Raw genomic sequence first — 25837 nt, forward strand, 5'->3', positions numbered from 1 at the left:
GCCCGAGGAGCAGCTCTGACATCTGCTCTACGGGGAGGGGCGGAGCGTCCGTCGCTCGAGTGTCGAATTTTTTTCGAGCGGGTTTCCGGGCGCTACGGAAGCGGACGCGCCGTGGGCTCGGGGAGCGAGGTGGACGGTGCGGCGGGATCCACCGGAGCCTCCGGGACCGCCGGGACCGCTGTGTCCGTCGGCACGGCGGAGGGCTCCACCGGCAGGTCGGGGACATCGGGCTGCGGCACGTCGGGCACCTGCGGGACCTCCGGCGAGGGCAGCAAGGGCAACGGCGACACCGTGACGTCCGGAACATCCGGTACGTCCGGGATCTCCGGCAGCGACGGCACGGACAGCGGGAGGAACGATTCGCCGGCGGGGGACCCGGCCGCTGTGGGCTCGGCTGACGCAGCCGTGGGCTCGTCCCCCCGAGGCGTACGACCCCCGCCCCCGCCGTCCCGCCGCAACGTCTCCGCGTCCGGCGAGGCGACCGCAGGCCGAGGCGCCGTACCGCCCCCGCCCCCGCCGTCGAGGGCGTACGGCAGCACGAACCCCGCCACCGCCAGGGACGCCGCCGTCGAGGCGACGGCCACGGACTGCGCCCTGCCGACTCCGCGCGGCCGGCCCCATCCGATCAGGAACAGCGCGAACCCGAAGGTGGCCGCCAGCGACTGCCGCAGCGTCCGCCGGGCCCGGGCCAGCAGCGACTCGACGGTGCGGTAGCTCAGCCCCATCCGGACAGCGACCTGCCCGACGTCGAGGTCCTCCGACTTCAGCCGCAGCGCCTCGGCCTGCCGCGCGGGCAGCTCACCACTGCGCACCGCCAGCCACTTCGCCTCGGCCCGGTCGCACACCGCCTCCTCGACGGGCACCGGGCCGGGGGCGATGAGCGTCGGGCTGGTACGCACCTCGGCCTCGCGGTTCACCTGCCGGTAGCGGTCGACGCACAGCCGCATCGTGACCGTCGTCAGCCAGGCCGCGAGCCGCTCCTCGTCCAGGTCGGGCCGCTCGGCGGCGCGCAGCATCGCCTCGTGCACCGCGTCCTCGGCGTCCTCCGCACTCATCGACCTGCGCCGGGCCACCTTGAGCAAGTGCTCGCGGTGGCTCCACATGCGCCGCCACCGCTCGTCGGCCGCGTGCATCTCCGCAGGTGTCTCTGCCTCTGCGGGCATGTCCGCAGGCATGTCCGTCGCCATGAGGACCCCTTCGCGCTCACCACCGGTCTCGTGCTGTCCGGCGGTGGGCGACATTACCGCCCAGTATCGGCGGTTGTGGAGGGGGAGGCGGTCATCGAGTCCGCGCTGTTACTGGTGAGTGGGGCGCCGCTGGGCAGCAGGTCGTCGCCGGGGAGCTCGATGTCCGGTGCGGGGGTGGGCAGTCGTGGCTCGTCCGGCTTCCCGGGTTCGGTGGCCGGGCGGGTTCTGGTCGGGGCCGGAGAGGCAGGGGCCGACGGAGTACGGGACGGCGGGGCACTCCGCCGGGCGGAGGGTGCCGGCGAGGCCTCCTTCGGCTTCGAGGGGGATCGCGACGGCTCCGGGCGCGCGGAGGAGGACCCGGCGGAGCCGTCCGGCACCACCCGGTGCCCTTCCAGGAAGTACGCGTACCAGGCCCTGACCGTGCGCAGATAGGCCGTCGACTGGTTGTAGCCGAGGATCGCCCGGTCCAGCTGGGCGGGGACGGACAGGTCCCGGCCCCCGGCACACAGATACCGTCCGGCGGCGAGTGCCGCGTCGAAGACGTTGTTCGGATCCGTACGCCCGTCGCCGTTGCCGTCCGCGCCCCAGCGGGCCCAGGTCGACGGGATGAACTGCATCGGCCCGACCGCGCGGTCGTAGGCCGTGTCCCCGTCGTGAGCGCCGCCGTCGGTGTCCCGGATCAGCGCGAAGGCCACGCCGTCCAGCCGCGGCCCGAGGATCGGCGCCACGGTCGTACCGTCCGACGTCACCCTGCCGCCCCGCGCCTGGCCCGACTCCACCTGCCCGATCGCCGCCAGCAGCTGCCAGCGCAGCCGGCATCCGGGCGCCTCGCGCGCGAGCCGCTCCTCGGCCCGCCGATAGGCGGCGAACACACTCGCCGGCAGCGCACCGCCCAGCACCTGGTGACCCGCCCCGCCGCCCGCGCCCTTCCCGGTTCGCAGCGGCGGAAGCTCGGTGCGGTACGGTGCGTCGCCGGACACGCTCGGCCCGTCCTGGGCGGGTGCCTGCCTGGGCGCCGGCACGGAGGCCCGTGCCGGGAACGCCCCCGGCGCCTGTGACGCGGTGAGCGCCGCCATCGCCACCAATGCGGCCGCCGTACCTGTGACGCGTTTACCCCTGTGCCCCGCCACGTCCTGCTCCCCTCCCTGTGAGCTGTCTGTCGTTTGCTCTACGGGGGAGGGGGGTGGGTCCGTCGCGGGGGTTTGCGCAGGTTGCCGCTACGGCGGTTTCCGCAGGCGGGTGGAACGAGCACCCCAAGCCCTTCGTCCGGATCAAGGACGCCGACGAGATCCCTCGACAAAGTCGCCGCCAACTGCCGACGAATCTCTGACTCAGGTCACCAGGTCACTCCTCATCCCTGTCATCGAGGTCGAAGTCAAAGATCAACTGGCCCGACAGAGTCGGGTCCGACGCGGCCGGGGCCTGGGGCTCCGGGTCCAAGACGTCCTCTACTTCGTGTGGCAGAGCGTAATCGTCCGCAAGCCGCGCAAGATGCAAGATCAAGGGCAGAGCCAACCCCTCGCGACCAGCACGGTAGTCCTCGCTGAAACGCTGCTGGTGGACGAATGCGGCCCATGCCTCCGCATCGTCACCGGGCTGAAGGCACGCGACGGTCAGCTCGAGGAGGTCCGGGTTCCAGGCGTTCACCGTCGGCCGGTAAGCGTTGTTGCCCGAGGCGTTGGTGTGCGGAGTCAGTTTGGCGTCGTCGTTGGTGAGCTTCGACTGCGTGCCGGACTTGCCGATCGTGCTGTAGAAGACGCGGTCGGAGTCACCCCGCACCCCGGACCGCCACAGCCCCATCGCGATGCCCCCGCGCTGCTTACCCTCCAGCTCGGGCGAGAGTTCCTCACGCTCGGCCCAGCACTGCGCTGTCTCGTCCCGGCTGCCGTCGGCGATCCGGACGACACGAAGCTGCTTGCCGTACAGACCAATCCGCTGAACGGGACCTCCGTCGAGGCCGAGCCTGTCCCGTTCCAGACCGTCGTTCCTCAGCCACGGCCAGCGCTTCCTGACGTCCTGAGCGTGGGCCAGAACGAGCGTCGGGGTGCTGCGCAGCTGCGCGAGTGTCTTCTTGATGAAGGCCGCCGTGAGGGCCGACTGCTCCGCACTGTTCTTCCTGCCTTCGACCCGGCCCGTCAACGACTTGAGGAGTTCGGGGTACGGCACCCATTCGTGCATGTCGGCCGACTTACCCAGCACGCACTTCGCGCCCGGCCGGATGAGCACCGCGATCGGCGTGAACTGCTGCTTGCCCGTGGGACCGTCAAGGCGGCGTTCCACGAGGTGGAAGGCCACCTGGTTCAGGTTCGCGGGGATGAGCGTGTCACCGAGCGTGTGCTGAGGCACCAGCCGCATACCGGTCTGGCGCAGGCCGTCCGACCAGGCTGCGGCTGCACGCAGCCCTGCATCGGCGAGAGCCTCGTCCGTCTCCACATCCGGGTCCGGTGGACGGATGAACTGGGTCACCAGGCCTGCGTCCGCGCAGCCGAGGCGGATCGCATGCTTGGGGTCGCTCCGTCGCTTGGCATGGCGGAAGGCGTCCTGCCCGTCGAGCTCCACGAAGGCCAGCCGCACCCCGGGGACGGCTTCCCGCAGTGCGGCCATGGAGCGCGCGACACCGGTACGGCGCTCCTCGATGGCCTTGTCGTGTTCCTGCCCCCGGCGCGGCACGCTGTCGCCTCCCAGCGGTGCACCGAGACTCCCCAGGGGCCGAGCGTGCAGCCGGACGGTCAGCTCCTCGGCCTCCCACACCCAGGTATCGGGGCCGTGCACACGCCGGAGCCCGGCCAGCCCCAGCCCCGTCTCCGCCGCGGCGATCATCTGATCGCGGATGGCGTCGTTCTGGTGGAGCACGACCGCGGTGAGGTCTTTGCCTTCAAGTGCTTCGGCCAGGCGTGCCCGCAGAACCTGAGCGTTGTGGGCCGCGTTCAGCTCACGCTCATCCAGGATGACCGCGAGGTCTTCGGGATTCTTCTTTTCCATGTTCTTGGGAATGGACGGCAGCTTCTTGAGCTGTTTCTTGGGTGGCCGCGCGTATGCACTGCGCTCGAGCTTCGAAACGGGCACGAACTCGGGAGCGATCGCCTGCTCCGCCCACTCGATCAGCCGTCGGCGTTCACTGGGCATCAGTCCGGTGCCGATCGTGTGCCTGCCCATGGCCGCCTGGTGCCCGATCGCGATCCGGATTCCGTCCCGGCCGTGGATCCAGTGGTCGGCCTCCTTCACCAGCCGGTCCGGGGACGGCAGTGCGTCGAGTGCGCTGATCCGGGCGAGCATCCCTTCTGCTCCGCCCTGACGCCAGTCCGTGGTGCCGTTCTTCCACTCCAGCATGGCGACCGCGAAGCGCTGCGGCTGCGGGCCGTCGTGGACGAGGGAGTCGTCCGGGAGCAGGTAGGCGGACACACCCTTGCCGTACGGCATGTAGACCTTGCCGGTGACGAACCGGCGCACGCCGGCGGCCACGTGGACGCGCGGGACGGGTGAGAAAGGAACGGTGCGCACGGTGATGCGGAGGGTCGCCGCGTAGTAGGCCGGCTTGCCGTCGCCGCCACCGCGCCGCCTGGGTACGTACTCGATCAGGTTCGACATCAGCTCGGCACCCCCGCTTCCCTGACCCCGGGCACCCGTGCGGCCGGCCACCTGCCGGAACGTCAGCTGCTGCCCGTGGTGTTCGTACGGTCCCTGGCGCGCGATCCGTTCGCCGAGGACGTCGGGAAGCAACCGGTACACGTGGGGCGCGGGCAGAGCGGTTCCTCCGGGCGACACCTTCTGCTCGAGGAGGTCGACGCTGCCGGGCCGCCAGCTGAGGGCCGCGGTGTCGAGGTCACGGAAGCAGTTCATCAGCAGGGCCGTGGTCTCGGGATCGTCGGCATCGCGCGGGAGGCTCTTGAGCCACGCGGCGATGTAGAGGTTCGTCACCGCCATCGGGTACGCCTCCTGGCAGTACAGCCATGGGTTCTCCGAGCCGAAGCGTGCCGTGGAGTCGACCGTGACGATGTCCGGCGCGGTGGCGCGCATCAGCTGGTTGACCGCCGCTGTGGGTACGCGGCGCCGTCGCTCGGCCTGCCCCTCGGTCATTCCGCCGTGGTAGAGGCGCAGGAGTGGTTCCTCCCAGTGGGCGGGCAGGGAGAGCGTGTGCATCGGGACGACGAAGGGGCCCTGTGCCGGGTCGGTCAGGTACGCCGCCGGACGGTTGTACTGGTAGGCCATGGTGCCGTTCTCCTCGGGGCAAGCGTGCAGTGTTCGGACGCGACGCGGACACGTCGTGGATGCGGTGCGGTGTCGTGGGGCGGGGTGACGGATGCCGTCAGCCCATGTCCACCAGGGCGCGGTAGAGCGGTTCGTACAGCTCACGGACAAGGGACTTGTCGATCGGGGCGGGGGCCCGCTGCGCCGTGTTCCCGTCCTCGAAGTAGGGGGCGAGCACCTCACGCATGCTCGCGAGCAGACTGGTGTCGGGGGTGTCCGCGTCCTGGAACCCGGCTTCTCGCGGGGAGAAGGCCGCGTCGACGAAGACCACCCGGGCCGGCACGCCACCGCGCACCAGACGACCGATGACCTGCCACATGACGACGAGCTGGTCCCAGGTGAACGCCGCCTTCTCCTCGTCCCGCAGGCTGGACCAGGCCAGACGCCGGGTGAGGAAGCGGTTCCACTGACGGCGTGCGCGGCTGCGGAACGCCACGGCCGCCTGGTCGGGGGTGGCAGCGGCGAGCGCGTTGTGCCGGAAGGCCCCGTCGATATCTCGGAGTTGGCGTACGGCCCAGTCGTTGATGGACTGAATGGCGAGTGAGATGTCGTCGGGCCGAGGGTGGGGGCGTGCCAGGAAGTAGACCGTGCCGATGGCGGCCTTGCCACCGCGCAAGACGATGTTGTGTCCTCGCTCCACGGCGAGCAGCGGCGCGACGAGGATGTCGCCGCCGACCGAGGGGAAGGCTTTCACGTCACCGCGGGGCAGGGTCCGTGCGGTGGCATCCTCCGGCAGCCGGGTCCAGGCGGTGTCGGAGTCCGCGTCGTCGGACACGAGTCGGGTGACGCGGCCGTTCCACTCGGGGATCTGGTTGAGGTACTCGGCGGCCCGGCGTGCCTCGTCGTAGCTGCCGACGAGCAACAGGACGCGGCGGCGGTCCGGATCGTCGATCTCCTTCAGCTCGGCGTCCAGCATGCTCACGGCGTCAGGCAGGCTCCGGTCGGGCACCGCGAGCTGGTGCAGCATGTGCAGAAGGGCCTGCGGTCGTTCCTCGAGGTCGCAGCCGGACAGGCGCAGCGGCTTGGGCCGGTCGTTTCCGGGCCAGTACAGGAACTCCTTGCGGAACTCGCTGCCCAGGACGGCTTCGACTTCCTCGTCGTGAGGACGCAGAACGGCACCGACCTCGGCGTGCACGTGGTACCTGCTCGACGTGCCCGCCCAGCTCGTCGCGGACATGAGCAGGACGTGCGGGCCCGGACGGCCGTCCACGGCGCACAGGTCGCCGAGCCGCATGAGCAGTTCGCGGCCCACGCCGTTGCAGTGGAAGAAGCGCAGTTCACCGCTGCGGTCACCATCGCGCTCACGGTCGTCGTGGCGGAACTGGAAGCCGAGCACGTTACCCATGGGCGACTCGGGGATGACCGCCTCGTAGTCCTTGGGGGGCCTGCGGGAGAGCACGTTCGAGGCACTCTCGAGATTGAGGGCGGCCTCGACGCGCGGCCACAGCGTGGTCATGAAGTCGAGACGGCTGTGCAGGGCGGAAAGGAGCAGGGTGAACTCGAAGCGCCGGGCCTGGAGTTCGGCGTCCGCGAGCACTGTGCTGTCGTCTCCGACGATGCCGGTGAGCGTGTCGCGCAGCCTCTCACGCGTCCGTGCTCCCTGGGGCGCGTGCAGGAGCTCCAGGGTGAGGTGGACGAAGGTGTTCACCAAGGGTGTCACTTCGTCGTCGTCATCCAAGCTCTGCTGTTCGTGCAGCGGGTCGTCGCGGAACCGGCCGAGCGCACCGTCCAGCGTCCGGGCCGCCGCAGGCGGGCGTTCGCCCTCCTTCCGCCCCGGGAACCAGCTGTCCAGCAGCAGGTTGTGGAGGGTGAAGGCGCTGAAGTAGTCGACGCTGATCCACTGCCTGAGCTTGTCGTCCTTGACGAGCAGGGCGAAGAGGCGGTCGGTGGCGGCGCTGACCGTGTTGACGGCGTTGGTCCAGTCGTCGACGTCACGGGCGGACAGCTGGAGCCGGCCGTCCCGGGCCATCTGCTGGAACTTGTGGACGGCGACCTCGTCGAACCAGGAGTTCGGGGCCTTGCCCACCAGCGTGCCGGCCGGCGCGAAGGCCGTGTCGAGCTGCATCTGCACCCGGTCCGCCTCGTCGACGATGATCAGGTCGCTGACTCGGCACGCGAGTTCGAGGTACCGGAGCTGTTCCTGGTGCTGGTGCAGCGGGACGGAACTGTGCACCAGACCGGCCGGGGTGGCGACCCACACCTGTGCGTCGACCAGATCACGAGCCCCGCGGTGGCGCGGACAGCGGTTCCATAACGGGCACAGTCTCCGCTGCGGCTTCGGGCCTTGTGCGTCACGCTGCGTGCTGTTCTCCTCGTCGAGGAGTGGATCGCCGTCCGTGGCCTCCTGCTCGGGGACGGTGTACAGCGTGATGCACGGTGCTTCACGGACGCCGAGCGGGCGGCGGGCTTCCAGGCCGCGCAGCACGTCGACGGGGCAGGCACTGCTGAGGTAGGCGAAGCCCGCGTGGTCGTGCCCGAGCATGGTGGCGGCGCCGGCCGTGGCGGTGCGGCGGTGCAGCCGGTTGATGTTGCGTTCCCGGGTGGAGTGCCCGAGGATCGGTGCCGCCCGCACACCGAGCCGGTTGAACTGCTCCACCACGGCGAGCGTCTCGGCCACGTCCCCGACGACGATGGTGACCCGGCGGGGTGTCCGGGTGACGAGGTGGTAGGTCAGGATGTCCCGGAGTGTGGACTTGCCGGCTCCCACCATGCCCACGAGGTGCAGCAGCCGGTCGATCCTCAGCCGTCCCTGTTCGGTGAAGCGGCCGAGTTCCGCGTCGCGCACGAGCAGTTTCACCCGCCGGAGCCGCCCGGCCCAGCCGTTGCTCGGCCCATCCGGCACCGTCGCCTCGACGGCGTCCATCTCGTCGGCGGCCTTTTCGAGCTCTTCCCAGGTGACGTCGACGGGCTCGCCGCACCCGGCCGGTGGTGCGTCGAGCGCGTGGGCGCGCGGCAGGGTGTCCGTCAGCAGTTCCTCGTCGAACACCACGGAGTGGGTACGGTCCTGCACCCGAAAGGTGTGTTCCCCCTCCTCGGCGAACGGAATGGATCGTGTCGCGAACCGCGGAGCGGTGCTGAGCAGTTCTTCGAAGATCTCGAACCGGCGTGCGGCGCGCGACGGCTCGCGACGGCGCGGCACGGATCCGGGCCGGTCGATGTCGTATCCCCGCAGGTGCTGGGGGACTTTCAGGTAGTCGGCCAGCGCCTCCGACCAGGCGTGCCGTCGCCGCATGTCCCACAGGTAGTGGCGGGCGCGCAGAACGCGCAGCCGCTGTTCGTCGGTGCGGACGTCTCCGAACACCTCGCTGTACGGGTAACCGCCCAGCAGCGGCCAGACATCGGCGGCCGTGCGGGTGGGCGTCACGTCCTGCAGGAGGTACAGGCCCAGTTCGACGTCGAGAAGGTCGCCGGGGCGGAAGCTGCCGAGGTTCGCCGGCCACACCTCGGTGAGCTGCTGCGGCGAACAGCGCCGGTGCCATCCTCTGCGGTCACGCACGGCGTCCTCCTTCGGTACGCGGGGCCCCGGTCTTGTCGCGCGGGGTGGAGATCTCATCGGCGACCAGCCGCAGGAAGGCCTGGTCGTCCAGAAGGGTGACCCGGTCGGCCAGGTCCTCCGGGAGGTTGCGGCGGAACTGCCGCCCGTACGCCTCGTTGTCGCGGAAGCGGTAGCGGGGCACGACGAGGAACGCCCGGTCGTACGGCGGCTCGTTCCTGAACGGCGTGAGGGAACGCGCCAGGAGTACGGGGTTCACCCGATCCTTGACGTCCACCGCCCAGTGCCGTCGCCCCGGCAGGGGGACGCGCAGGTCGTACGCGTCGTAGTTGGGCCACATCTCGGCGGTGATTGCGAACTTCGTCTCCAGGGCGGCTTGCAGATCGGTCTCCGCGAGCCCGGGGCTGGTGATGAACATCCGCAGGGGGCGGCTGAGCTGGAAGACCCCGCCTTTGTCGGCACTGAGCGGCCTGCCTTCGTCCGAGGTGCCGTCGCGGCGGCACCGGTCCAGTTCGCACCGGTGGCCGCCGTGCAGCAGCGGCACCATCAGGCAGTGGCAGCGGGCACACTGCCGGTACGTGCCGCCCCGCAGGTAGGACGCGGGCACGGGCTCGTAACACCGCTTGATCACGCTGTGCAGCAGCATCCCGCATTCCGGATCGCCGCCGAGCAGCGCCAGCTCGGCAGCGGTCAGCACGGGCCTGGAAGTCAGCAGGGCCCGGAACGCGGTGTACGCCTGCGGGGCCTTGGCCGCACGGCACACGGCGAGTGCTTCCCGGATGCGCTCGTTCTCGAAGAGCTCGGCGGCCGGGTCGGCCGCGCTCACCTCCCACTCCAGGCACAGCTGGTGCGGCAGCCGGGTCTCCGGATCGACGAGCAGGGCCGTACCCGGAAAGTTCTCGGGCGATAGCTCCAACGGCCACGCCATCAGCGGCCGTTCACAAGCCCATCGGATCATCTGCGGCACACTGCCCGGCGGTTCCTCGCCCCGGCGCAGGCAGTGCAGGACGAGTCGGTTGTACGCGTTCTGCACCTTGGCCGGGTAGGCCGGGTTCGGTACGGTCCTCTGCCGGGACAGGCACGCCAGGGCGCTGGCGATCTGGCGAAGCAGCCCCTCGTCCGTGCCGACGGCGCCCTCGGGCCGTGCGTCCCTCATGCCGGTCGTGGTCACGCCTCCCCCTTTCCCGCGACGGCGCCGTCAGGCGCGGCGTTCGGACACCACCGGGACACCGGACAGGACCGGCAATGCGGTCCGGGGCGGGCGTCCCATGTCTCGTCCTCCCGCCACGGACCGACGTATCGCCGCAGTACCGACAGCGCCTTCCCCTGCCGGCCGGGGTCCGTCGGGTCGATCACGTGCGCATCGGAACCATCCGGCCGGAGGATCTCCACCTCGACGCGCGACCCGTCCGGATCGCCGCCCAGCGCCCCCACCGCCAGGAGCGTGACGGCCAGGGCGAGTTGGGGGTAGGTGTCGAGAGGGTCCTCGTGGTGGCGGCGCCGCTTCCGTGTCGTCTTGAGCTCCCGCCACACCCACGAGCCGTCCTCCTGATAGAGCAGGTCGGGTTTGGCGATGACGACGGCCTGCGCCGCGGTGTCGTGGACGACTCGGAGCGCTTCGGGCTCGACCCGCTGGATGAGGGCGGCGTCCTGGAAGGGGCAGGCGTCGACGTGGTGGAGCAGCATGTCCCGACCGGTCGCGGCGTCCTCGTCGGAGACCCGCCAGCGTCCCTCTGTCCAGTTCTCGCCCTCCGGGGGCATGTCGCCGGCTGTGCACGGCGGCCAGCCCGGGCGCCGGTGCAGCTCCTCGATCCAGCCGTGCACCGCCTGGCCGAGCCTGGCCGCGCTGCCGTACTCGTCGGACTTGGGCAGGTGCAGGGCACGGAGGAATCCCTGTGCGGGGCAGGCCGCGTGATAGCGCAGATCGCTGACCGACACCTTCCTCAGCGGTGCCACCCGCGAGGAGAGTCCAAGGACGCCGGGCCTGCGCGGCACGGCCTCGCAGCCCGTGAACTGCTTGCAGTCGACGCAGGACGAGCCGGGTACCGGCCTTCCGCCCGACACGACACGGGCCACGTGCGCGTGCCCGTGCTCGGCGTAGTACGCCTCGGCCTCCTCGGCCGTCCCGTCGAACTGCACGCGCGGCCGTCCGTCGGCGAGCCCGACTTCGACGACACGCACCCGCTCGGGCCGGGCGACGGGTCCGGACGGCTGGAACGCGCGCGCCCACTTCCGGGGCCAGGCCGCCTGGCGCCCGTGAACGGCCACGTACGCGGCGATGGCGATCTCGCCGGGCTCGCAGTCCTTGGCCTCGCCGTGCCGCAGCCGCCGGTACTCACGCAGTCGTCCGCATGCCGACTCGTACCTGCGCCACCAGGCGTACATCTCCCAGAACTTGCCGTTCTCCCGCTGGGCCACCCAGTACGGACGGACCGGCTGGAGCCGCTGCTCACCGTCGTCGGCGCACGCTCCCACGTACGTACGGAGGGCGTGCTCGGCATACGTCAGGTGACCGGGATGGAGGGCGGGGGTGCGGGAGCGCAGCCCCGCCAGGGCCTGGTCGGGTGTCTCACCGTGGAACTCGACCCGGTCGACGGCGTCCATGACCGGCCCGAGGGTGAACGTCTCGAGCTCCGGCTTCGGCAGCCGGAAACGCCGGGCCGGCAAGAGACCGGGCCGGGCCTTGGCGGCGGCGTGCGAGGGGCAGGTGTGCTCGTCACTCCCGCCCGTACCGGGCCCCACGCGAACGAGGCCGTCGTTCCCGGTCAGCCAGTGCGGGTTGTGCCATGCCGTCGTGTCGTGACTCATTGCCTCCCCCTTGTCTCGGAACAGACGGCACCCTTCGGACCGGGCCGGGTGCGCCGCCGCATTCGACCGTAGCAGGAATCTTGGAACTCATTGGAAATTCTTGGCACAGGTTGGCTCCTGCGCTAAGCTGCCCCACATGGCGGCATCACTGGAGGAGCTCGAGCAGCGCCTGTCCCACCTGCGCACCGAGCTGCGCGGTGCCGTGCGCGCACGGGACAAGGCCGAAACCACGCGCATCCGTCGTGCGCTACGCGAGGCCGAGGCCGCGTGGGAGCACGCTCTCGAGTCCGAGGCGGGACCGGACGGCGAGGCACTCCTGACCGACCCCCCGGCCCCGCAAGCGTCGGCGACCACAGGCGCACCACGCCAGAAGGAGCGCCCGACGCACGGCTCCATCCCGATCCGCGAACAGGTCCACCAGGCGCTCACCCTGCTGGGTGCCCCCGCCTCCCCCAAGCTCATCTCGTCCACGTACGAGGCGTTCTTCACCGAGCCGCTGGTCGCCACCAAACTCGCGTCGCTCCGCCGCGACGAGGAGCGCTCCTTCACGGCGCAGGGCTACGCCCGCCCGTACTACATCTGCGCGGCGCTGACCCACGACCGCCTCGTCCCCGCACGTGGACTCCTTGCCCTGTCCACCTGGCCCGTGGAACGGCGGATCATCGGCCCGCTCAGCCCGCGCGCCGACTTCCTCACCCACGCGGTGGGGACCGCCGAGCAGATCCAGCGGCTCACCACCGCGGGGCATCCGGCCCCGGACGCGGCCTGGCGGCTGCTGCGCCGTTTCGCCCTCACGATCCCCGGTGCCCACGACGCCGCGGCCCCGGAACCCGATCCCGCCCGCGTGATCGCGGCTGCCCGCGCCGAAGCGGCCGTCCACCAGCAGGAGGACGACCAGCAGCGGCAAGCGGCAGCGCAGCGCGCCCGTGCCCAACTCGCCGACACACAGCAGCTGTTCGGTGCGGCACCGATGCGTGACGCCCTGCGTGACGCGAGTGGGACCCTGTCCTGACGCCCCCTTCCCGCCAGCGATGACGTCAGACGCCTCGCACGCCGGTGAGCTCCCGAAGACGTACTGAAGACGTTCCCGAAGTAGAGACGATGCCCTCGCAGCAGTCCGAACCTCCCGACGACCGACTCGCGCGGCTGCGCGGACCGCAGCCCCCTCAGCCGTACACCGCCCGCAAGATCACCGCCCTGACCGCCAATCCCGCCTGCGCCCGCCGCGCCGTCCTCGACGCCGCCGGGGTGGACAAGGCGTTACTCGCCCAACAGGTCGGGTACGAGCCGCGCTTCGGCCAGTCGCCCTTCGCCCTCGCCCGCGAACAGGCGTTCCACGGCCTGGTGAAGTGGGGCGGCTACGCCGAGCTCATCCGGCTGCTGCGCGAGCAGCTCTCCGTCCCCGTGGCAGAGGCCCATGTCACCGACCTCAACGAGGTGGGGGGTAACACGGCCCTGCCCGTGCGCGAGCGGGAGACCCGCCGCCTCATCGCGCACGTGGCCTCCGGCCAGGACGTGCGGCTCATCCTCGACCGCCCCGTGCTCGCCCTCGAAGTCGCCGGTCAGACGGCGTACTTGGAACCGGACGCGCTCACCCACCGCATCGAGGGGAAGTTCCACGTCGTCCTGATCCGCTCGTTCGCGGCGATCGACGGCCAGGCCAACCCGACCGCCGTCGCCGAGGCGGCCAAGCAGGCAGCGGTGTACGTCCTCGCCCTGCGCCGCGCCTTCGACACCGCCGGCCTGCCCATCGAGCAGATCTCCCACAAGTTCCTGCTCGTCTGTCCCAAGGACTTCTCCAACCGCCCCTACGGCCGCCTGATCGACCTCCGGCAGGAACTCGACGCCCTCCAGTTCCAGCTCTCCCGGCTGCGGCGCGCCGAGGACCTCGCGGCCGGGCTCCCCGAGACGGCGACCCTGGACACGACCCGAAGCACGGACGAACTCTCCTCCTCCATAGAGGCGTTGGACGCGTCTTACACACCCTCCTGCTTGTCCTTCTGCGAAATGGCGCGTTACTGCCGCGACGAGGCCGACGGATGCGCCTCACCGGCCCGCCTGGGCAACGGCGTACGCAACGACCTGCCGGGCATCGACTCCACCCGCACCGCGCTCGACTACCTGGACGGCGTCGCCGCCCCGGGAGAGGCCGAGGTGGAAGCCGCCGACCTGCTGCGCGCCGCCGCCCGGCTGCGCCGACTCCGCCGGGGGGCCGCATGAGCGTCCTGTCCACCGTCGCGGCGCTCACGGCGTCCCGTACCGGCCGTGCCGAACCACTGACGACCGTCCGCCACCAGCACCTGGACGAGAAGCCGTTCGTCCTGGTACCGCTCACCCTCGCCGGCGAAACATGCGCGCCCCTGGCCGCGCTCGCGGGTACGGACCCCGAGCACCCGACCCTCCTCACCGTCCGCCAGCCGCGCAACCGCGCCGAACGCTTCCGGTTCGCCGAGCGCCTCGCCGCACTCCTCCTCGCGTACATAGAGGGGTGCCGGACGGAGACGGAGCCCTACACCGCCGGCCGCGGCAAGGAGAAGGAGGAACGCCTGCGCTTCCAGCGGGCCCCGCAGCTCCTCCTGCCGAACGGCGAGGGCATCGCCTACGTTCGCCTGCTCGGCCGACTGACCAGACTGCGCGCCACCGAGGGGCCGTACGCGGTCGACCCGTCCGTGCCCGCCCTCGGCAAGTGGCTGACCTGGTTCGCGGAGCTGGCCGAGTTCCCGAACTCCGGTGTGCTGCTCGCGATGACCCGGCTGCTCGCCGCGCACTGGGCCACGGGCCAGAGCCCTTCCGAGGACTCCCACCTCGCGTCCCTGCTCGCCTGGATCGATCCACCGGAGGGCAGCGACGGCGCGCGGGTGGCACGGGAGGCGGAGGACCCCGCCGTGTGGCCGCCGGCCGGTCCGTCCACGGACCCGGTCTTCGACCGGACCCTCCACGAACTGATGACGCGCTACGACGAGGCGTCCGACGACCGCGGACGCGAGGCGGTCGGCCGCCAGATCGACCGTGAGCTGAGCGGCCAGATGCTGCCCACCTGGCGGCTGATGTGGCGCGGCGTGGAGCTGCTCCGCGATCTGCCGGAGGGGGCCCACGTCCCCGGCCGCTGGGCCCTCGACCGGCGCTGGTTCTCCGAGTACGCCGAGTACCTGGACGCCGACGGCCGCCCGCAGGCCCGTCGCGACCAGGCCGTCAGAGCCGCCCGCCGCCTGGCCCGGCTGGAGGACGCGGTCGCCCGCTACGAGGCGGAGCGCGCGTACGACGACCCGCTGGTGATGGCGGAGTACGAGCTGACCGGCGAGGCGTTCACGGGCACGGTGACTGCCAGGGACGAGGACCGCTTCGTCCCCGGCGACCGTCCCGGCTCCCAGGTGTGGCGCCCGACGATCACACTCCGCACCAGCACCGACACCCGCGTCGGTCTCGCGGTCGGCACGGAGGTGAAGTCCCCCGCCCGGCCCGGCCAAGGAGCCCGGATCCTCGACATACGGCAGGAGGACGACGGCAGCCACGTCGTGGTGCTCCAGCTCAAAGGCGGCTTCGCACGGAAGCAGAAGCCGCCCGCACCGGCCGGCACCCTCGCGGAGACCGGCGAGGAACTGACGTACACCACGCTCAACCCCACGGCCATGCCGTCCGCCCTGCCCGACGAGGAGAACACCCCCTGGACCCACGGCGGTCCGCCCCAGCCGTACGAACCCACCGACGAGGACGCAGAGGAGACCTGGGAGTGACCGCCCTCCTTCCCGACACCGGGGAGCCCGAAGCCCTCACCCCCGGCGAAAGCGCGGACCGCGCGGTCGCGGGGATCCTGACCAGCCTCGACACCGCGCCCGGCCGGGGCGTGGTCGTGGACTCGCCTCCCGGAGCCGGCAAATCCACGCTGGTAGTGCGGGCCACCGGGCACCTGACCTCCGCGGGCCACCAGCTCATGATCGTCGCGCAGACCAACGAGCAGGTCGACGACCTCGTGGACCGCATCGCGCGTGAACACCCCGGGCTGGCGCTCGGCCGCCTCCACGCCCGCGGCCACACCCTCCCGCCCCGCGTCACCCGGCACCCCAGCGTCACCGGGAGCAGCGAGGTGACGAACCTGCGCGACCTGCCCGTCGTGGTGTCCACCGCGAAGAAGTGGTCGTTCGTCACCCCGGACAAGTGCGCGCCGTGGCGGTGGGCCATCGTCGACGAGGCGTACCAGATGCGCTCGGACGGGCTCCTGGCGACGGCCCCGCTGTTCGCCCAAGACGACTCGCAAGTCCTCTTCGTCGGCGACCCCGGCCAGCTCGACCCCTTCGCCACCGTGGAGACCGACCGCTGGCACGGCCTGACCTGGGACCCCCTGCGCAACGCGGTCGACGTCACCCTCGCCCACAACCCCGACCTCTTACGCCACCAGCTCCCCGTCTCCTGGCGCCTCCCGGAGACGGCAGCGCCCCTGGTCGAACGAGCCTTCTACCCCTTCTACCGGTTCGTCCCCGGCACGACGGCACCGGAGCGCGTGCTGTCCTACGCCAGCCTGTCCCACGGCACCGGCCCGCTGGACGACGTCCTCGCCCGGGCCGCCGACTCCGGCTGGGGCCACCTGGAACTCCCCGCCCGCCACACGCTCGACCAGGACCCGGAGGTGGCGGATGCCCTCGCGGCGACGGCGGCCCGGCTTCTGGAGCGCGGTGCGCTGGTCAACGGCGATCCCCTGACGGCGGACCGCATCGCGATCGGCACGGCACGCACTGTGCAGGCGGACGCGGTCCGCACCCGCCTCGCCTCCCGCGGCCTGACCGGCATCACGGTGGACACCGCCAACCGCCTCCAGGGCCGCGAGTTCGACGTCACCCTCGTCTGGCACCCGCTGTCCGGCCGCCAGGACGCCTCCGACTTCCACCTGGAGACGGGCCGCCTGTGCGTCCTGCTCTCCCGGCACCGCTTCGCCTGCATCGTGGTGGCCCGCGCCGGCATCCGCGACCTGCTGGACCGGCATCCGCGGAGCAGCCCTGTGTATCTGGACGTGCCGCCTAAGTTTCCGGATGGGTGGCGGGCGCATCAGGTGGTTATGGGGTGGCTGGAGCGGGGGGAGCACAGAACACGTGGCTGACGGGCGCGCCCCGTGTCGTGCCGCAAGCGTCACCGAGAATGTGCGATCCCCCTCCGCCACGTCAGTGCTGCCGATGAACAGCGGCATTCCTGTTGGTCGTTCAGTCCTCGTCACATCGTCTCAGTCGGTGTCACTCTCACCACGCCCGGCCGTGTTCACCGATGCGGCTGATGGACTCAGCTCTCCGTCCACAGTGTTTTCATCAGATGCCGCCTGTCATCGGGTGCCGGAACTCTCCGAAAGACGCCGGGAGATACCCGGTGAATGCAATCGACGCCATACCGGTGCAGCAACTGAAGTTCCCGCTCAGCGGGCGCATCAGGGAGCAGCACGGCAAGCCGGTCCACAGGACGCGGACTGTGCGGGGCGTAGTCCAATAACTGGGAGAGGGCTTCACGCACGTACGCGTGATCGGTGCGGCTCTTCGCTTCGATCACCTCCACACTGTCAGCCCCCTGTATATAGATGTCACAAAGGCCGACTGGGGATCGGAAACGCTCAGCAGCGACAGCGAGCGTGGCGCAGAACTCCATGACCAACGGCTGTTCCTCACGCCTGTAGAGGGTCCTCGCCGCCGAGCGCTCGAAGCTGACGACCGGCGTGTGCTGCTGTTCCAATGCAGCCCGCTGAACCGAGAGCGGATCGCGGGCAGGCAGCTCCTCGATGCCGAGTTGCTCCAACACCGTTCTGGTGGTTATGCGCAAACCCTCGATGACAGCGCGGGCTTTGTCACCTTCGAGCACCAACTGGCCGGGAAAGCCGTAGTTCTTGGAATATCCGATCAGTTCAGCCAGTTCCTCGTAGGGAACCTCTGCTGGGACGAAGTCCCGCAGGCTGTAAACGGTATGCCAACTCTTACCTCCGGGTGATGGCGGCCAGAGCGTGTCGGCGACCTCGCGGTTGACGAAGATGACGCCGACTTCTCCTACAGCCAGCACCTTCTTCGCCCCAGTGAACAGAGCCACGTCGCCTGTACGAACGCTGGACATGGCCTTGTCATGAGCCGATGTGGCACCCCAGAAGCGGGCCACACCTGCGGGATGAAAGCGGCTGAGCTGCTCAAGTTGGCGAGGCGACAGATGCCTCGCCAAGGCCTCATCAGTGAAGGGCACTTCCTGCTCAAGCGTGTCGTGCCAATGTCTCCGCGACTCCTTGCTTCCGTATGCCGGACACACGAGCACTCGCGCTTCGAAGTCGACGTCCGGCACGGAGCCTGCCGCGCCCTGGATGAGATCAGCCGCACACACACAGTGATCATATCCGTAGATCAGCTAATCATACTAGCTATTGCAGTCTGGCAGCGGTTCCTGTCCGGGCGCGACCGAGGGGACTCCTGTCGCTCCTTCGGTGCTCGGAAAGTGACCACCACGACCGCCTGTGGACTCAATGAAGGCCAGACCACCTGCTGGGACTTCGTAGATGCGCTGGGCCCTGATCAGCATGCTCGCCCCCACCGTCCTCGTCGTCACCCGGTCCCGCACCAACGCTCCCGCACCGGCCCCCGACAGCGCCCGATCACCCTTCCGACTACTCCGGGCCGCCGTGCTGCTGCACCACCGCTCACACGTCCGTCATGAACCCCACGAACCGCGACCACTCCTCGCAGCCAACAGAGAAGTGAGGACGCGTCACATCCTTGGAGTCCCGTACGCACACGGCGTGTTCGGTGACCGCGACCTCGACGTAGTCGTCGCCCGAGCTGCCGCTGTTTCGGGTCAGAGATCAACCGGCCGTTCCCCTGCCCTTCGGAGTACGCCAGCCGGCGCCCCTTCGGTGTCTCCAAGAGGCGTACGGGACCGTCCATGCAAGCACGGAACTCCGCACCCAACGGCATGACTTGCAGCGTCATGTTGCGAGCGCAGTACGTTCCGGCACGTAGTCCAACTGGCGACACCACACGTCACGACCGACGGGCCTGCGCCGGAATACGACCTCCTCCACAATGAAGTGGAAGGGAACAGTGGGCCGCTCCGACAGCATCCTCTGCCGATCCAGCCTCGCCACCACCTGAGCCTCCAACTGCTCGTCGGTCAGTACGGGAATGCGGTTCTCGAACAAGGCCCGCGCATACCTGCGCGACCCCCGGCTCGGACACGCACAGCGGGCGGATCTGACCACGACGGCGGGGCGCGGTTCACCCGGTACGCGCCAGGCGGCTGAGCACACCCCTCCTCCACGGCCGATGAGTTCAGACCTGACGCCCGAGTGAGCCGCCGCCGCACTTGAACCGGTTCAACGAGGGGCACTGGGAGGTGCTGACAGCGGTCTCCGCAGTCGATGAGGCGAACCGCAACGGCTCCGAACCTGGACAGGTAGGAGCTGTTCGGGAAAACGCACCAGAACCGGCAGCCTGAGTGGGAAACTCAGCTAGGACGTAACGACCTGAGGAGTTCAAGGCATGGCAACAGGTGCCCACGACGAACCGGTTCCGGCAGAAGACGGACGTGGGCAGCGAGTCCTCGACCTCCTGGACAAGGCAATCGACAGCCAAAGCCAATTGGTACGCAAGAACATCGCCCGGGCCCGCCAGCGGAACCCGGAGGCGACACCAGACCAGGTAATCCGCAATCTGGAGCGGATGTACGTCAGCGCCTTGACCGGGACGGGTGCTGCGGTTGGAGGAACCGCAGCCGCGCCCGGCGTCGGCACGGGAGTCGCACTGGCACTGTCGGCAGGCGAGGCTCTCTCGTCTCTTGAACTGAGCGCCCTCTTCGCGCTCTCGCTCGCCGAAGTCCACGGAGTCCCCATCGACGAGATCGAGCGCCGCCGAACGATCGTGATGGGAATCATGCTCGGCGGGAGCGGCTCCGCCACCATTACCAAGGTCGCCGAGCGTACGGGGCAACACTGGGGTCGTCAGGTTGTGGCCAAGGTGCCTGTCGAGACGTTGCGTCAGATCAACAAGATCTTGGGGAAGAACTTCATCACCAAGTACGGGACCAAGCAGGGAATCATCGTTCTCGGTCGAGTGGCACCGTTCGGTATCGGCGCTGTGATTGGTGGTGGCGCCAACGCTGCCATGGCCACTCTGGCCGTGAGGGCCGGTCGTCGCGCATTTGGCCCACCCCCGACGTCGTGGCATGACTGACGCGCAGCACATCGCCAAGTCCGAGAAGCCGACGGAGCTCGTTCACCGCCCCGCGCGGCCATTGGGACCGGACGGGGCGTAACTCTCAGTCATCAGACAGCGACCACGTGCACGTCCGTCGGCGCGAGGACCGTCAGGTAGGCCTGGATGTCCCCCGGGTTCGGTCGTGAAGATCACCGCGCTGCCGTGCCGGGCCGCTGCCAGTGCCACCCAGGCGTCCACCGCGTCCGGCCGCTTCTTCGCCGGCAGGGCGGCCCGCCCCAGAGCGGTGCCGATGCGCCGCCAGTCCGCGAGGTCCGGGCCCGTCGCGCAGGCCAGACACTCCGGACGGCCCGCCTTCGTCTCACGCATCGGCGGCTCGGATGTACGGGCCTGAGGGACCGTGCAGTCCTTCAGGACACCGGACAGGGCGTGCACCAGCGCCGGCTGGGGGCGCCACACCTGGGCGAGGACCGGTCCGAGCACCAGCGCCCGGTGCGGGACCGTGCGCAGTCCCTCGTGGAGAGCCACCGCCTTCGCCTTGCGGTCGGCGAGTGCGATGAGCATGCCGGTGTCGTAGACCGGCACCCGTGCGCTCACGCGGCGTTTCCCGGACGGCGGCCTTGCCGGTCCCGGCCGTGGACGAGGCCAAGGGCCTCCTCGACCTCGCGGCGTTCCTCCTCCGTCAGCTCCGCGTCCGGTTCCGGGGCGGGCTCGGCAGGCAGCCCGTCCGCTGCCCGCTCCGCCCGGGCGATGAGTGCGTCCACCTCGGCGAACTGTTCCTCTATGGCATCGCTCTCGGCCATCTGGCGCGTTGCGGCGTGCACCAGGTATGCCGAGACGTCCATGCCCGCCCGTTCCGCGTGCTGCCTGATGCGTTCGGCCTGGTCCTGCTCCAAGCTGATGGTGATGCGCGCCTTTGCCACGAAAGCATCGTAATACGCGTATGACGGCAGCGCGAGTGCAGGCGGTGGGGCCAACCGCGCACGTCTCCCCTCTCCCCGGCGCCCCGTTCCGTACCGCCCCCCCTACCGCAGATCCGCCTCCCGCCCCGCGCGGCGGACCCGCGGTACGACGGCGATCCGTCACAGCGTCCGGGGCGCCAAGGCCCCGATCACCCGCTCGACGTCGTCCCGCCACGCACACAGTTCCGCCTGCGTGGGAGCCAGCTCGTACCCGTGGTAGTGGCAGGCCCGGCTGAGGCCGGCCCAGGTCGCCGACCAGCGGCGGGCCGTGTCGCAGTCGGCGTAGGCCTCCAGGCACAGGGCCTGGGCGTGCGGCGGGCAGCGGGCCAGCTGCGGCTTGCGGGCCTGCCAGTAGCGGCGCAGGGCCTCTTCGAGGGCGTGGCGCAGCAGCAGTGCCACGGCGCGCGGCCAGACGCCTGTGGTGGAGGCGGTGGCCGTCCCGAGCAACCGGTCCGCGCCCGCGAGCAGTTCCTCGGGGGTCGAGGTGGACGGCGGCGGAGGCGGGAGGGGTGCGGGGAGCCGGGGCGGGCGCGCGGGCGGGACGGGTGTGGCCGGGTGGATCGTGGTCACAGGGATCGCACCGCCTTCGCGAGGTCCGCCGTGCGGCGGATGATCTCCTCCACGTCGTCGACGGGCACGGCTTCGTGGGAGCCCTTGTTGCACCACCGGATGTGGTCGGTGGCCTGCTGGCCGTAGGCCCGGGTGAGGTCGGTCATGGCCTCGCCCACCCGGTCGGTCTCACCGTAGAGGGCGAGGGAGGCCAGTTCGGTGAGCCTGTGGGCCTTGGCGATGCGCTGCTCGATCTCGGCGTGCGGCAGGCCCGTGCCGAGGAGCCGGCGCCGGGCCGGTTCGAGGAGGGCGGCCTCCAGGGCGGTGCGGCACAGGCCGGGCAGGACCCGGGCGGCGACGTCGCCGGGCAGGTCGCGGGTCCTGGCGAGCGCCCTCGCATCGTGCAGGGCCTGCTTGACGGGGTCGTCGCCGGAGCGGACGCGTACGGCGGAGCGCTCGCGGCGGTCGACGGTGAGGACGGTGGCTGGCAGCCGCAGGTACTTCAGGGCCTGCGGCAGGCGGGTGTCGTGGGTGAAGACGACGACCTGGCGGTGCTCGGCGAGGAGAGCGAGGACGCGGGCGAGGCCGTCCACCTTGGCGGGGTCCATGGACTGCACCGGGTCGTCGATGACCAGGAACCGGAAGGGGTTCTCCGGCAGGAAGGTGCGCGGGAGGAAGAGGGACAGGGCGAGGGAGTGCAGTTCCCCCTGGCTCATCACGCCGAGCGCGGGGGCGTCGATGTCGTCGACGGTCACGTCGAGGGCGACCTTGCGCTGGGTTGCGGAGCCGCTCAGGCGGACCGGGCCGAGGGCGACGTTGCTCTGCTGGCGCAGGTTGGACCAGATGCGCTGGGCGTCCTCGGCGATGGGCCGCATCCGGTCGGCGCGGATCTCGTCGTGGGTGGCCTTGAGCCATTTCTGGGCGGCCTTGACGCGGGTCAGGCGTGGGGCCGCCTGCTCGGCTGCGTGGGCCTTGTCGAGCCAGGCGGCGAGCGCCCGCGCGGCGTCACGCCAGGTGTCGTCCTGGTCGGCGAGGCGCCCCGCGGCATCTTGGCGGGTGACCCGTGCGGCGTCGGCGGCGGTCCGTGCGGCGTTCTCGGAGCCGGTCGCCAGCACGGCCGGGTCGGAGACGGTGCGGCAGCGCAGCCAGTCGTCCCAGGCGGCGGCGATCTCGGGCGGCAGCCAGTCGGGGGGCGGGACGGCCAGGTCCCGGACGGCCTGCGCGGCCGCGTCGAGTTCCCTGCGGGCGGTGAGGACCTGTTCGGCCTCGGCGCGCAGCCGGTGTTCCTGCTCGGCGGCGTCGCGTGCCCATTCCTCGTCGAGGCGGGCCGCACCGCCGCACACCGGACAGGTGTCGAGGTCGGGCTGGGCGCGGTGGTGGGCGAGCGCGCGGGCGAGGAGTTCGGCGCGGCGCAGCGCGTCCTCGGCGGACGTGCCCCGCAGATCCTCGGCGGAGGCGATGGCTTCGCGCAGCCGGGTCACGGCCGTGGCGACCGCCTCGGTGTCGGGTCCGGTCAGGGTGGAGCGGCGGCGCAGGTCGAACAGGAGGGACTCGTCCGCCACGCCGGTCCCGGCGGCCAGTTCGGCCGCTCGCGCGAGGTCCGGGCGCCGCCCGCTCAGTGCGGCGTGGGCGGCCGTGGCGCGGAGGTCTTCAGTGCTGTCCAGGAGAGCGAGCAGGGCGGGCAGTTCGGCCTTGGCCGCCTTGGCGGGTGCCTCGTACTCGCGGGCCAGCTCGCGCAACCGCTTGTCGGCGGCGGCGAGTTGCTCCAGCCCGAGGATGGAGGCGACGGCGTCGTACATCTCGCTGGGCTTGCCGCCGATCACCTGACCGAGCTCGGAGTACGACAGGAAGGGGCGGTAGGTCGCCAGGTCCTCCTGCCAGCCGAGGTCCGGAAGCGGGACGGGGTCGTGGCCGGGCCGGTCGAGTTCGGCGGTGGAGTCGGCGACGTCGTCCCCGTGCCAGGTGCGCAGCACGGTGGCGGGCTCCGGATCGCCGTCGATGCGCAACTCCACTGCGACCTGTGGTTCCTGGCCGTGGTGGAGGTTGCGCCAGCTCTTGCGCCAGATGTCGCTGCGGCCGCGCCAGCGGGCGTTGTCGCCGGTCAGCGCGATCTCGACGGCCTCCGCGAAGCTCGACTTGCCGGAGCCGTTGCGGCCGGTGACCAGGGTGAGTCCCGGCCCGGGGGTGAGGGGGAGGCGTGCGGTGCGGCCGATGCCGCGGAAGCCGCTGACCGTGACGGACTGCAGGTAGGCGCCCGGCATGCGGCCGCGTACCGGGGCCTCGTCCTTGAAGGCGGTGAGCAGGACGGCCCGGGTCTCCTCGTCGAGGTCCGAGCCGGCGAGCCGCCCGTCGATGAGGTGGGCGAGGGTGCCGACGGGCGGATCGTGGGCGGGCGGCCCCATGGGAGACGCGTCCGGTGCGGGACCGGCGGATACGGACATGAAGGAACTCCCGTGGAGGCGACGACTGCTGAGCGAGTGGCCGGGCAGGCCGGCGGCGGCGACTGAGCGGCAGGGGACACACGGGTACGGCGGAGTGACACGCGGACCGTGGGCCGTGCGATGTCGATGACCATAGTCCACACAAGCCCAACCATGGAACTCATTGGAATTTCATGGAGACCTTTGGTATCGGACCGAGACGCCATGTCCCCGGTCCGCACTCACAGACGCCACTCCGCGGCGAGCATGCCCAGCAGCTCCTCCTGCCTGGCCTTGAGCGACTCGGGGGTCCACTCGGCGTGCTGGAGCACCTGGCTGGTCAGCGCGAAGGGGACCACTCCCCCGCGTCCGGTGAAGTACTTGGCCCTCTTGGCGGCGAAGTCGTAGTTCTGGGCCGCCGAGTTCTTGGCGCGGTTCAGCAGAACCAGGTTTCCCAGGCGGTGCGTCCACTGAGCGCGCTGCTCCTCATCGAACAGCTCGACCCACTGCGAGTCGTCACTCGGACTCTGTGGCAGAACGTGCTCCACGGTGATGAGCGGGTGGTCGTACGTCACCCCCTGCCCTCGGGCCAGCAACTCGTCGAGGCGAAGTAGAACGTACTTACGGATCCTGCGGACGAGATAGAGATCGCCGTCGAGCAAGGTAAGAGTGTCCGCCTTCTCGTCATCCCTCAGTTCGAGAGCTGGGGAGTCCAGGCCCTGGCCTTCGTCGAGCTGCCGGAGCAGCTCGGCATAGCGTGTGACGCGAGGCGTCGTATAGACGCGTCGGATGAACATGCTGGCCGACAGGCGCTCCAAAGCCCGCATGAACGCGTCGAGCCATGCCGGGTCGCCCTCATGGTGGCGCAGCGCCCAGAGAGCGGCCGGTCGCCAGTCGTAGTTGTCGATCTGATGGAGCCTCCTGAACCATGCGTTGACCGCCTCCGCGCCCGAAGCCGACTCATAACGAGCCTCCTTGATCTGGGCGTAGGCCTCGGCATATGGACGAACGACCTCATGGACGAACACCTCGGCCCTGTCGGGGAGGTAGTGGCTGAGCACCTGCTCCGGGAACTCCTTGAGCAGCTCCTGCTCCGCCCGCTTCTTGGCGAAGATCAACCGCAGATGGAGGAAGAGTTCCGCGAAGTCGTCGCGCCCCAGCATCTCCTCCGCGTCCTCCCAGGTGGTGGCGCACGCATCGGACGCCTCCGCATCGAGGTCACCGATGATCTGCGACTTGAAGATGTCGGTGGGCGACAGGTCCAGGCCGCGGGAGTTCATGACGCTGAAGATCCGGTGGGCGCTGTCGAGGTCGGGAGTACTGACGAGGACCAGGAATGTCCGCTCGGCGAGCATCTGCGCCAGTTCCAGCCGGCGCTCCTCGGTCAGCGCGGTGAGGCTGCGGTGCAGGACCGTCGCGTTGCGGAGGATGGCCTTCTGCGCGTCGGTCCGCAGGGCGTCCTCCTTGAGCGCCAGCAGCGTGTCCACCGCGCCCTTCGTCTGCACGTACTTCTCGAAGAAGTCCTTGTCGCGGTATCGCAGGGTGAGCCGTGGCCTCGGGGCGAGGCCACGGATCTTGGCGCCCGGCTCCATCACCAGCCGGTCGAGATCACCCCGCAGTTCCGCATCCTCGGTGAGGTCGCGCAGGACCGACAAGAGGATGGTGAGGGTGGTGAGCCGCTGCTGGCCGTCGATGACTTCCGCCTTGGGGGCCCCGCCGTCCTTGACGAGTACGACGGATCCGAGGAAGTACGGCTCGTCCGTACCGCGGTCCAAAGCCTCCTGCAGGTCGGTCAGCAGCTGAGACGCCTGCTCCTCCTGCCAGGCGTACGGGCGCTGGTAGTCGGGGATCTGGAAGTCGTAGTCGCTGCTGAACACCTTGTGCAGGGGCATCTCGTGCGCCTCGAGTTTTTGCATGCTCCGATGATGACGGAAAAAGGCGCTCAATCGTCCCAACTTGCCCGTTCTCAACGGCGGTTACGAGGAGGCCATTCCCCGGTGGCCCAGGG

Annotated in this window: 18 protein-coding genes and 1 pseudogene; 5 read left to right on the forward strand and 14 right to left on the reverse strand. The window is 70.4% G+C overall.

Features of this window, described 5'->3' with window-relative positions:
- Positions 1–92: 92 nt before the first annotated feature.
- From PV963_RS13305 to PV963_RS13330, 6 genes are all read right to left on the reverse strand, one after another.
- Positions 93–1187 (reverse strand): RNA polymerase sigma factor, encoded by a 1095-nt coding sequence (locus PV963_RS13305; RefSeq protein WP_274815877.1) that lies wholly within the window; start codon positions 1185–1187, stop codon positions 93–95.
- Positions 1188–1240: 53 nt separating this feature from the next.
- Complete coding sequence (locus PV963_RS13310) at positions 1241–2263, reverse strand: lytic transglycosylase domain-containing protein (protein ID WP_274822010.1); 1023 nt, start codon at positions 2261–2263, stop codon at positions 1241–1243.
- 268 nt (positions 2264–2531) lie between these two features.
- Entirely contained in the window at positions 2532–5396 is a 2865-nt protein-coding gene (locus PV963_RS13315) for a pPIWI_RE module domain-containing protein (protein WP_274815878.1), read from the reverse strand.
- A 97-nt stretch (positions 5397–5493) separates the two neighbouring features.
- The gene (locus PV963_RS13320) at positions 5494–8931 is read right to left on the reverse strand and encodes a signal recognition particle (protein WP_274815879.1); all 3438 of its coding nucleotides are present in this window, start codon (positions 8929–8931) and stop codon (positions 5494–5496) included.
- A complete protein-coding gene (locus tag PV963_RS13325) occupies positions 8924–10099 on the reverse strand; it encodes a hypothetical protein (RefSeq protein WP_274815880.1) in 1176 nt (391 codons plus the stop codon). Before PV963_RS13325 ends, PV963_RS13320 begins: the two co-directional genes overlap by 8 nt.
- Positions 10096–11736 carry a PD-(D/E)XK nuclease family protein gene (locus PV963_RS13330; RefSeq protein WP_274815881.1) on the reverse strand — a complete coding sequence of 547 codons (1641 nt, stop codon included), beginning with the start codon at positions 11734–11736 and terminating at the stop codon, positions 10096–10098. The genes PV963_RS13325 and PV963_RS13330 overlap by 4 nt, the downstream gene beginning before the upstream one ends.
- A gap of 136 nt (positions 11737–11872) precedes the next feature.
- On the opposite strand from PV963_RS13330, the gene PV963_RS13335 reads away from it, so the two are divergent.
- The 4 genes from PV963_RS13335 to PV963_RS13350 all read left to right on the forward strand — a co-directional run bounded on the left by PV963_RS13335 (position 11873) and on the right by PV963_RS13350 (position 16828).
- Complete coding sequence (locus PV963_RS13335; RefSeq protein WP_274815882.1) at positions 11873–12748, forward strand: hypothetical protein; 876 nt, start codon at positions 11873–11875, stop codon at positions 12746–12748.
- A gap of 89 nt (positions 12749–12837) precedes the next feature.
- Positions 12838–13956, forward strand: a complete 1119-nt coding sequence (locus PV963_RS13340) for a hypothetical protein (RefSeq protein WP_274815883.1) — start codon at positions 12838–12840, stop codon at positions 13954–13956.
- Positions 13953–15470: a hypothetical protein gene (locus tag PV963_RS13345; RefSeq protein WP_274815884.1), complete on the forward strand. Its 1518-nt coding sequence runs from the start codon at positions 13953–13955 to the stop codon at positions 15468–15470. Before PV963_RS13340 ends, PV963_RS13345 begins: the two co-directional genes overlap by 4 nt.
- Positions 15467–16828: an AAA family ATPase gene (locus PV963_RS13350; protein WP_274815885.1), complete on the forward strand. Its 1362-nt coding sequence runs from the start codon at positions 15467–15469 to the stop codon at positions 16826–16828. Before PV963_RS13345 ends, PV963_RS13350 begins: the two co-directional genes overlap by 4 nt.
- A 176-nt stretch (positions 16829–17004) precedes the next feature.
- Here PV963_RS13350 and PV963_RS13355 read toward each other — a convergent pair whose 3' ends face one another.
- The 3 genes and pseudogenes from PV963_RS13355 to PV963_RS13365 all read right to left on the reverse strand — a co-directional run.
- On the reverse strand, positions 17005–18075 hold the full coding sequence (locus PV963_RS13355) for a hypothetical protein (protein WP_274815886.1): 1071 nt from the start codon (positions 18073–18075) through the stop codon (positions 17005–17007).
- A 313-nt stretch (positions 18076–18388) separates the two neighbouring features.
- Entirely contained in the window at positions 18389–18547 is a 159-nt protein-coding gene (locus PV963_RS13360) for a DUF397 domain-containing protein (protein ID WP_274822011.1), read from the reverse strand.
- Positions 18525–18907: pseudogene (locus PV963_RS13365) on the reverse strand (DUF5753 domain-containing protein); the annotation flags it as partial. The pseudogene PV963_RS13365 and the gene PV963_RS13360, both read right to left, overlap by 23 nt.
- A 319-nt stretch (positions 18908–19226) precedes the next feature.
- On the opposite strand from PV963_RS13365, the gene PV963_RS13370 reads away from it, so the two are divergent.
- Entirely contained in the window at positions 19227–19916 is a 690-nt protein-coding gene (locus PV963_RS13370) for a hypothetical protein (protein ID WP_274815887.1), read from the forward strand.
- A 42-nt stretch (positions 19917–19958) separates the two neighbouring features.
- On the opposite strand, the gene PV963_RS13375 is transcribed toward PV963_RS13370, so the two are convergent.
- The 5 genes from PV963_RS13375 to PV963_RS13395 all read right to left on the reverse strand — a co-directional run bounded on the left by PV963_RS13375 (position 19959) and on the right by PV963_RS13395 (position 25745).
- A complete protein-coding gene (locus PV963_RS13375; protein WP_274815888.1) occupies positions 19959–20495 on the reverse strand; it encodes a hypothetical protein in 537 nt (178 codons plus the stop codon).
- The gene (locus PV963_RS13380; RefSeq protein WP_274815889.1) at positions 20492–20821 is read right to left on the reverse strand and encodes a plasmid mobilization protein; all 330 of its coding nucleotides are present in this window, start codon (positions 20819–20821) and stop codon (positions 20492–20494) included. The genes PV963_RS13375 and PV963_RS13380 overlap by 4 nt, the downstream gene beginning before the upstream one ends.
- A gap of 159 nt (positions 20822–20980) precedes the next feature.
- Positions 20981–21430, reverse strand: a complete 450-nt coding sequence (locus tag PV963_RS13385; RefSeq protein ID WP_274815890.1) for a hypothetical protein — start codon at positions 21428–21430, stop codon at positions 20981–20983.
- Positions 21427–23850 carry an AAA family ATPase gene (locus tag PV963_RS13390; RefSeq protein WP_274815891.1) on the reverse strand — a complete coding sequence of 808 codons (2424 nt, stop codon included), beginning with the start codon at positions 23848–23850 and terminating at the stop codon, positions 21427–21429. The genes PV963_RS13385 and PV963_RS13390 overlap by 4 nt, the downstream gene beginning before the upstream one ends.
- A gap of 221 nt (positions 23851–24071) precedes the next feature.
- Entirely contained in the window at positions 24072–25745 is a 1674-nt protein-coding gene (locus PV963_RS13395; RefSeq protein WP_274815892.1) for a DUF262 domain-containing protein, read from the reverse strand.
- Positions 25746–25837 lie beyond the last annotated feature (92 nt).

Origin of the sequence: Streptomyces coeruleorubidus (genome assembly GCF_028885415.1) — a bacterium.
Taxonomy (GTDB): domain Bacteria; phylum Actinomycetota; class Actinomycetes; order Streptomycetales; family Streptomycetaceae; genus Streptomyces; species Streptomyces coeruleorubidus_A.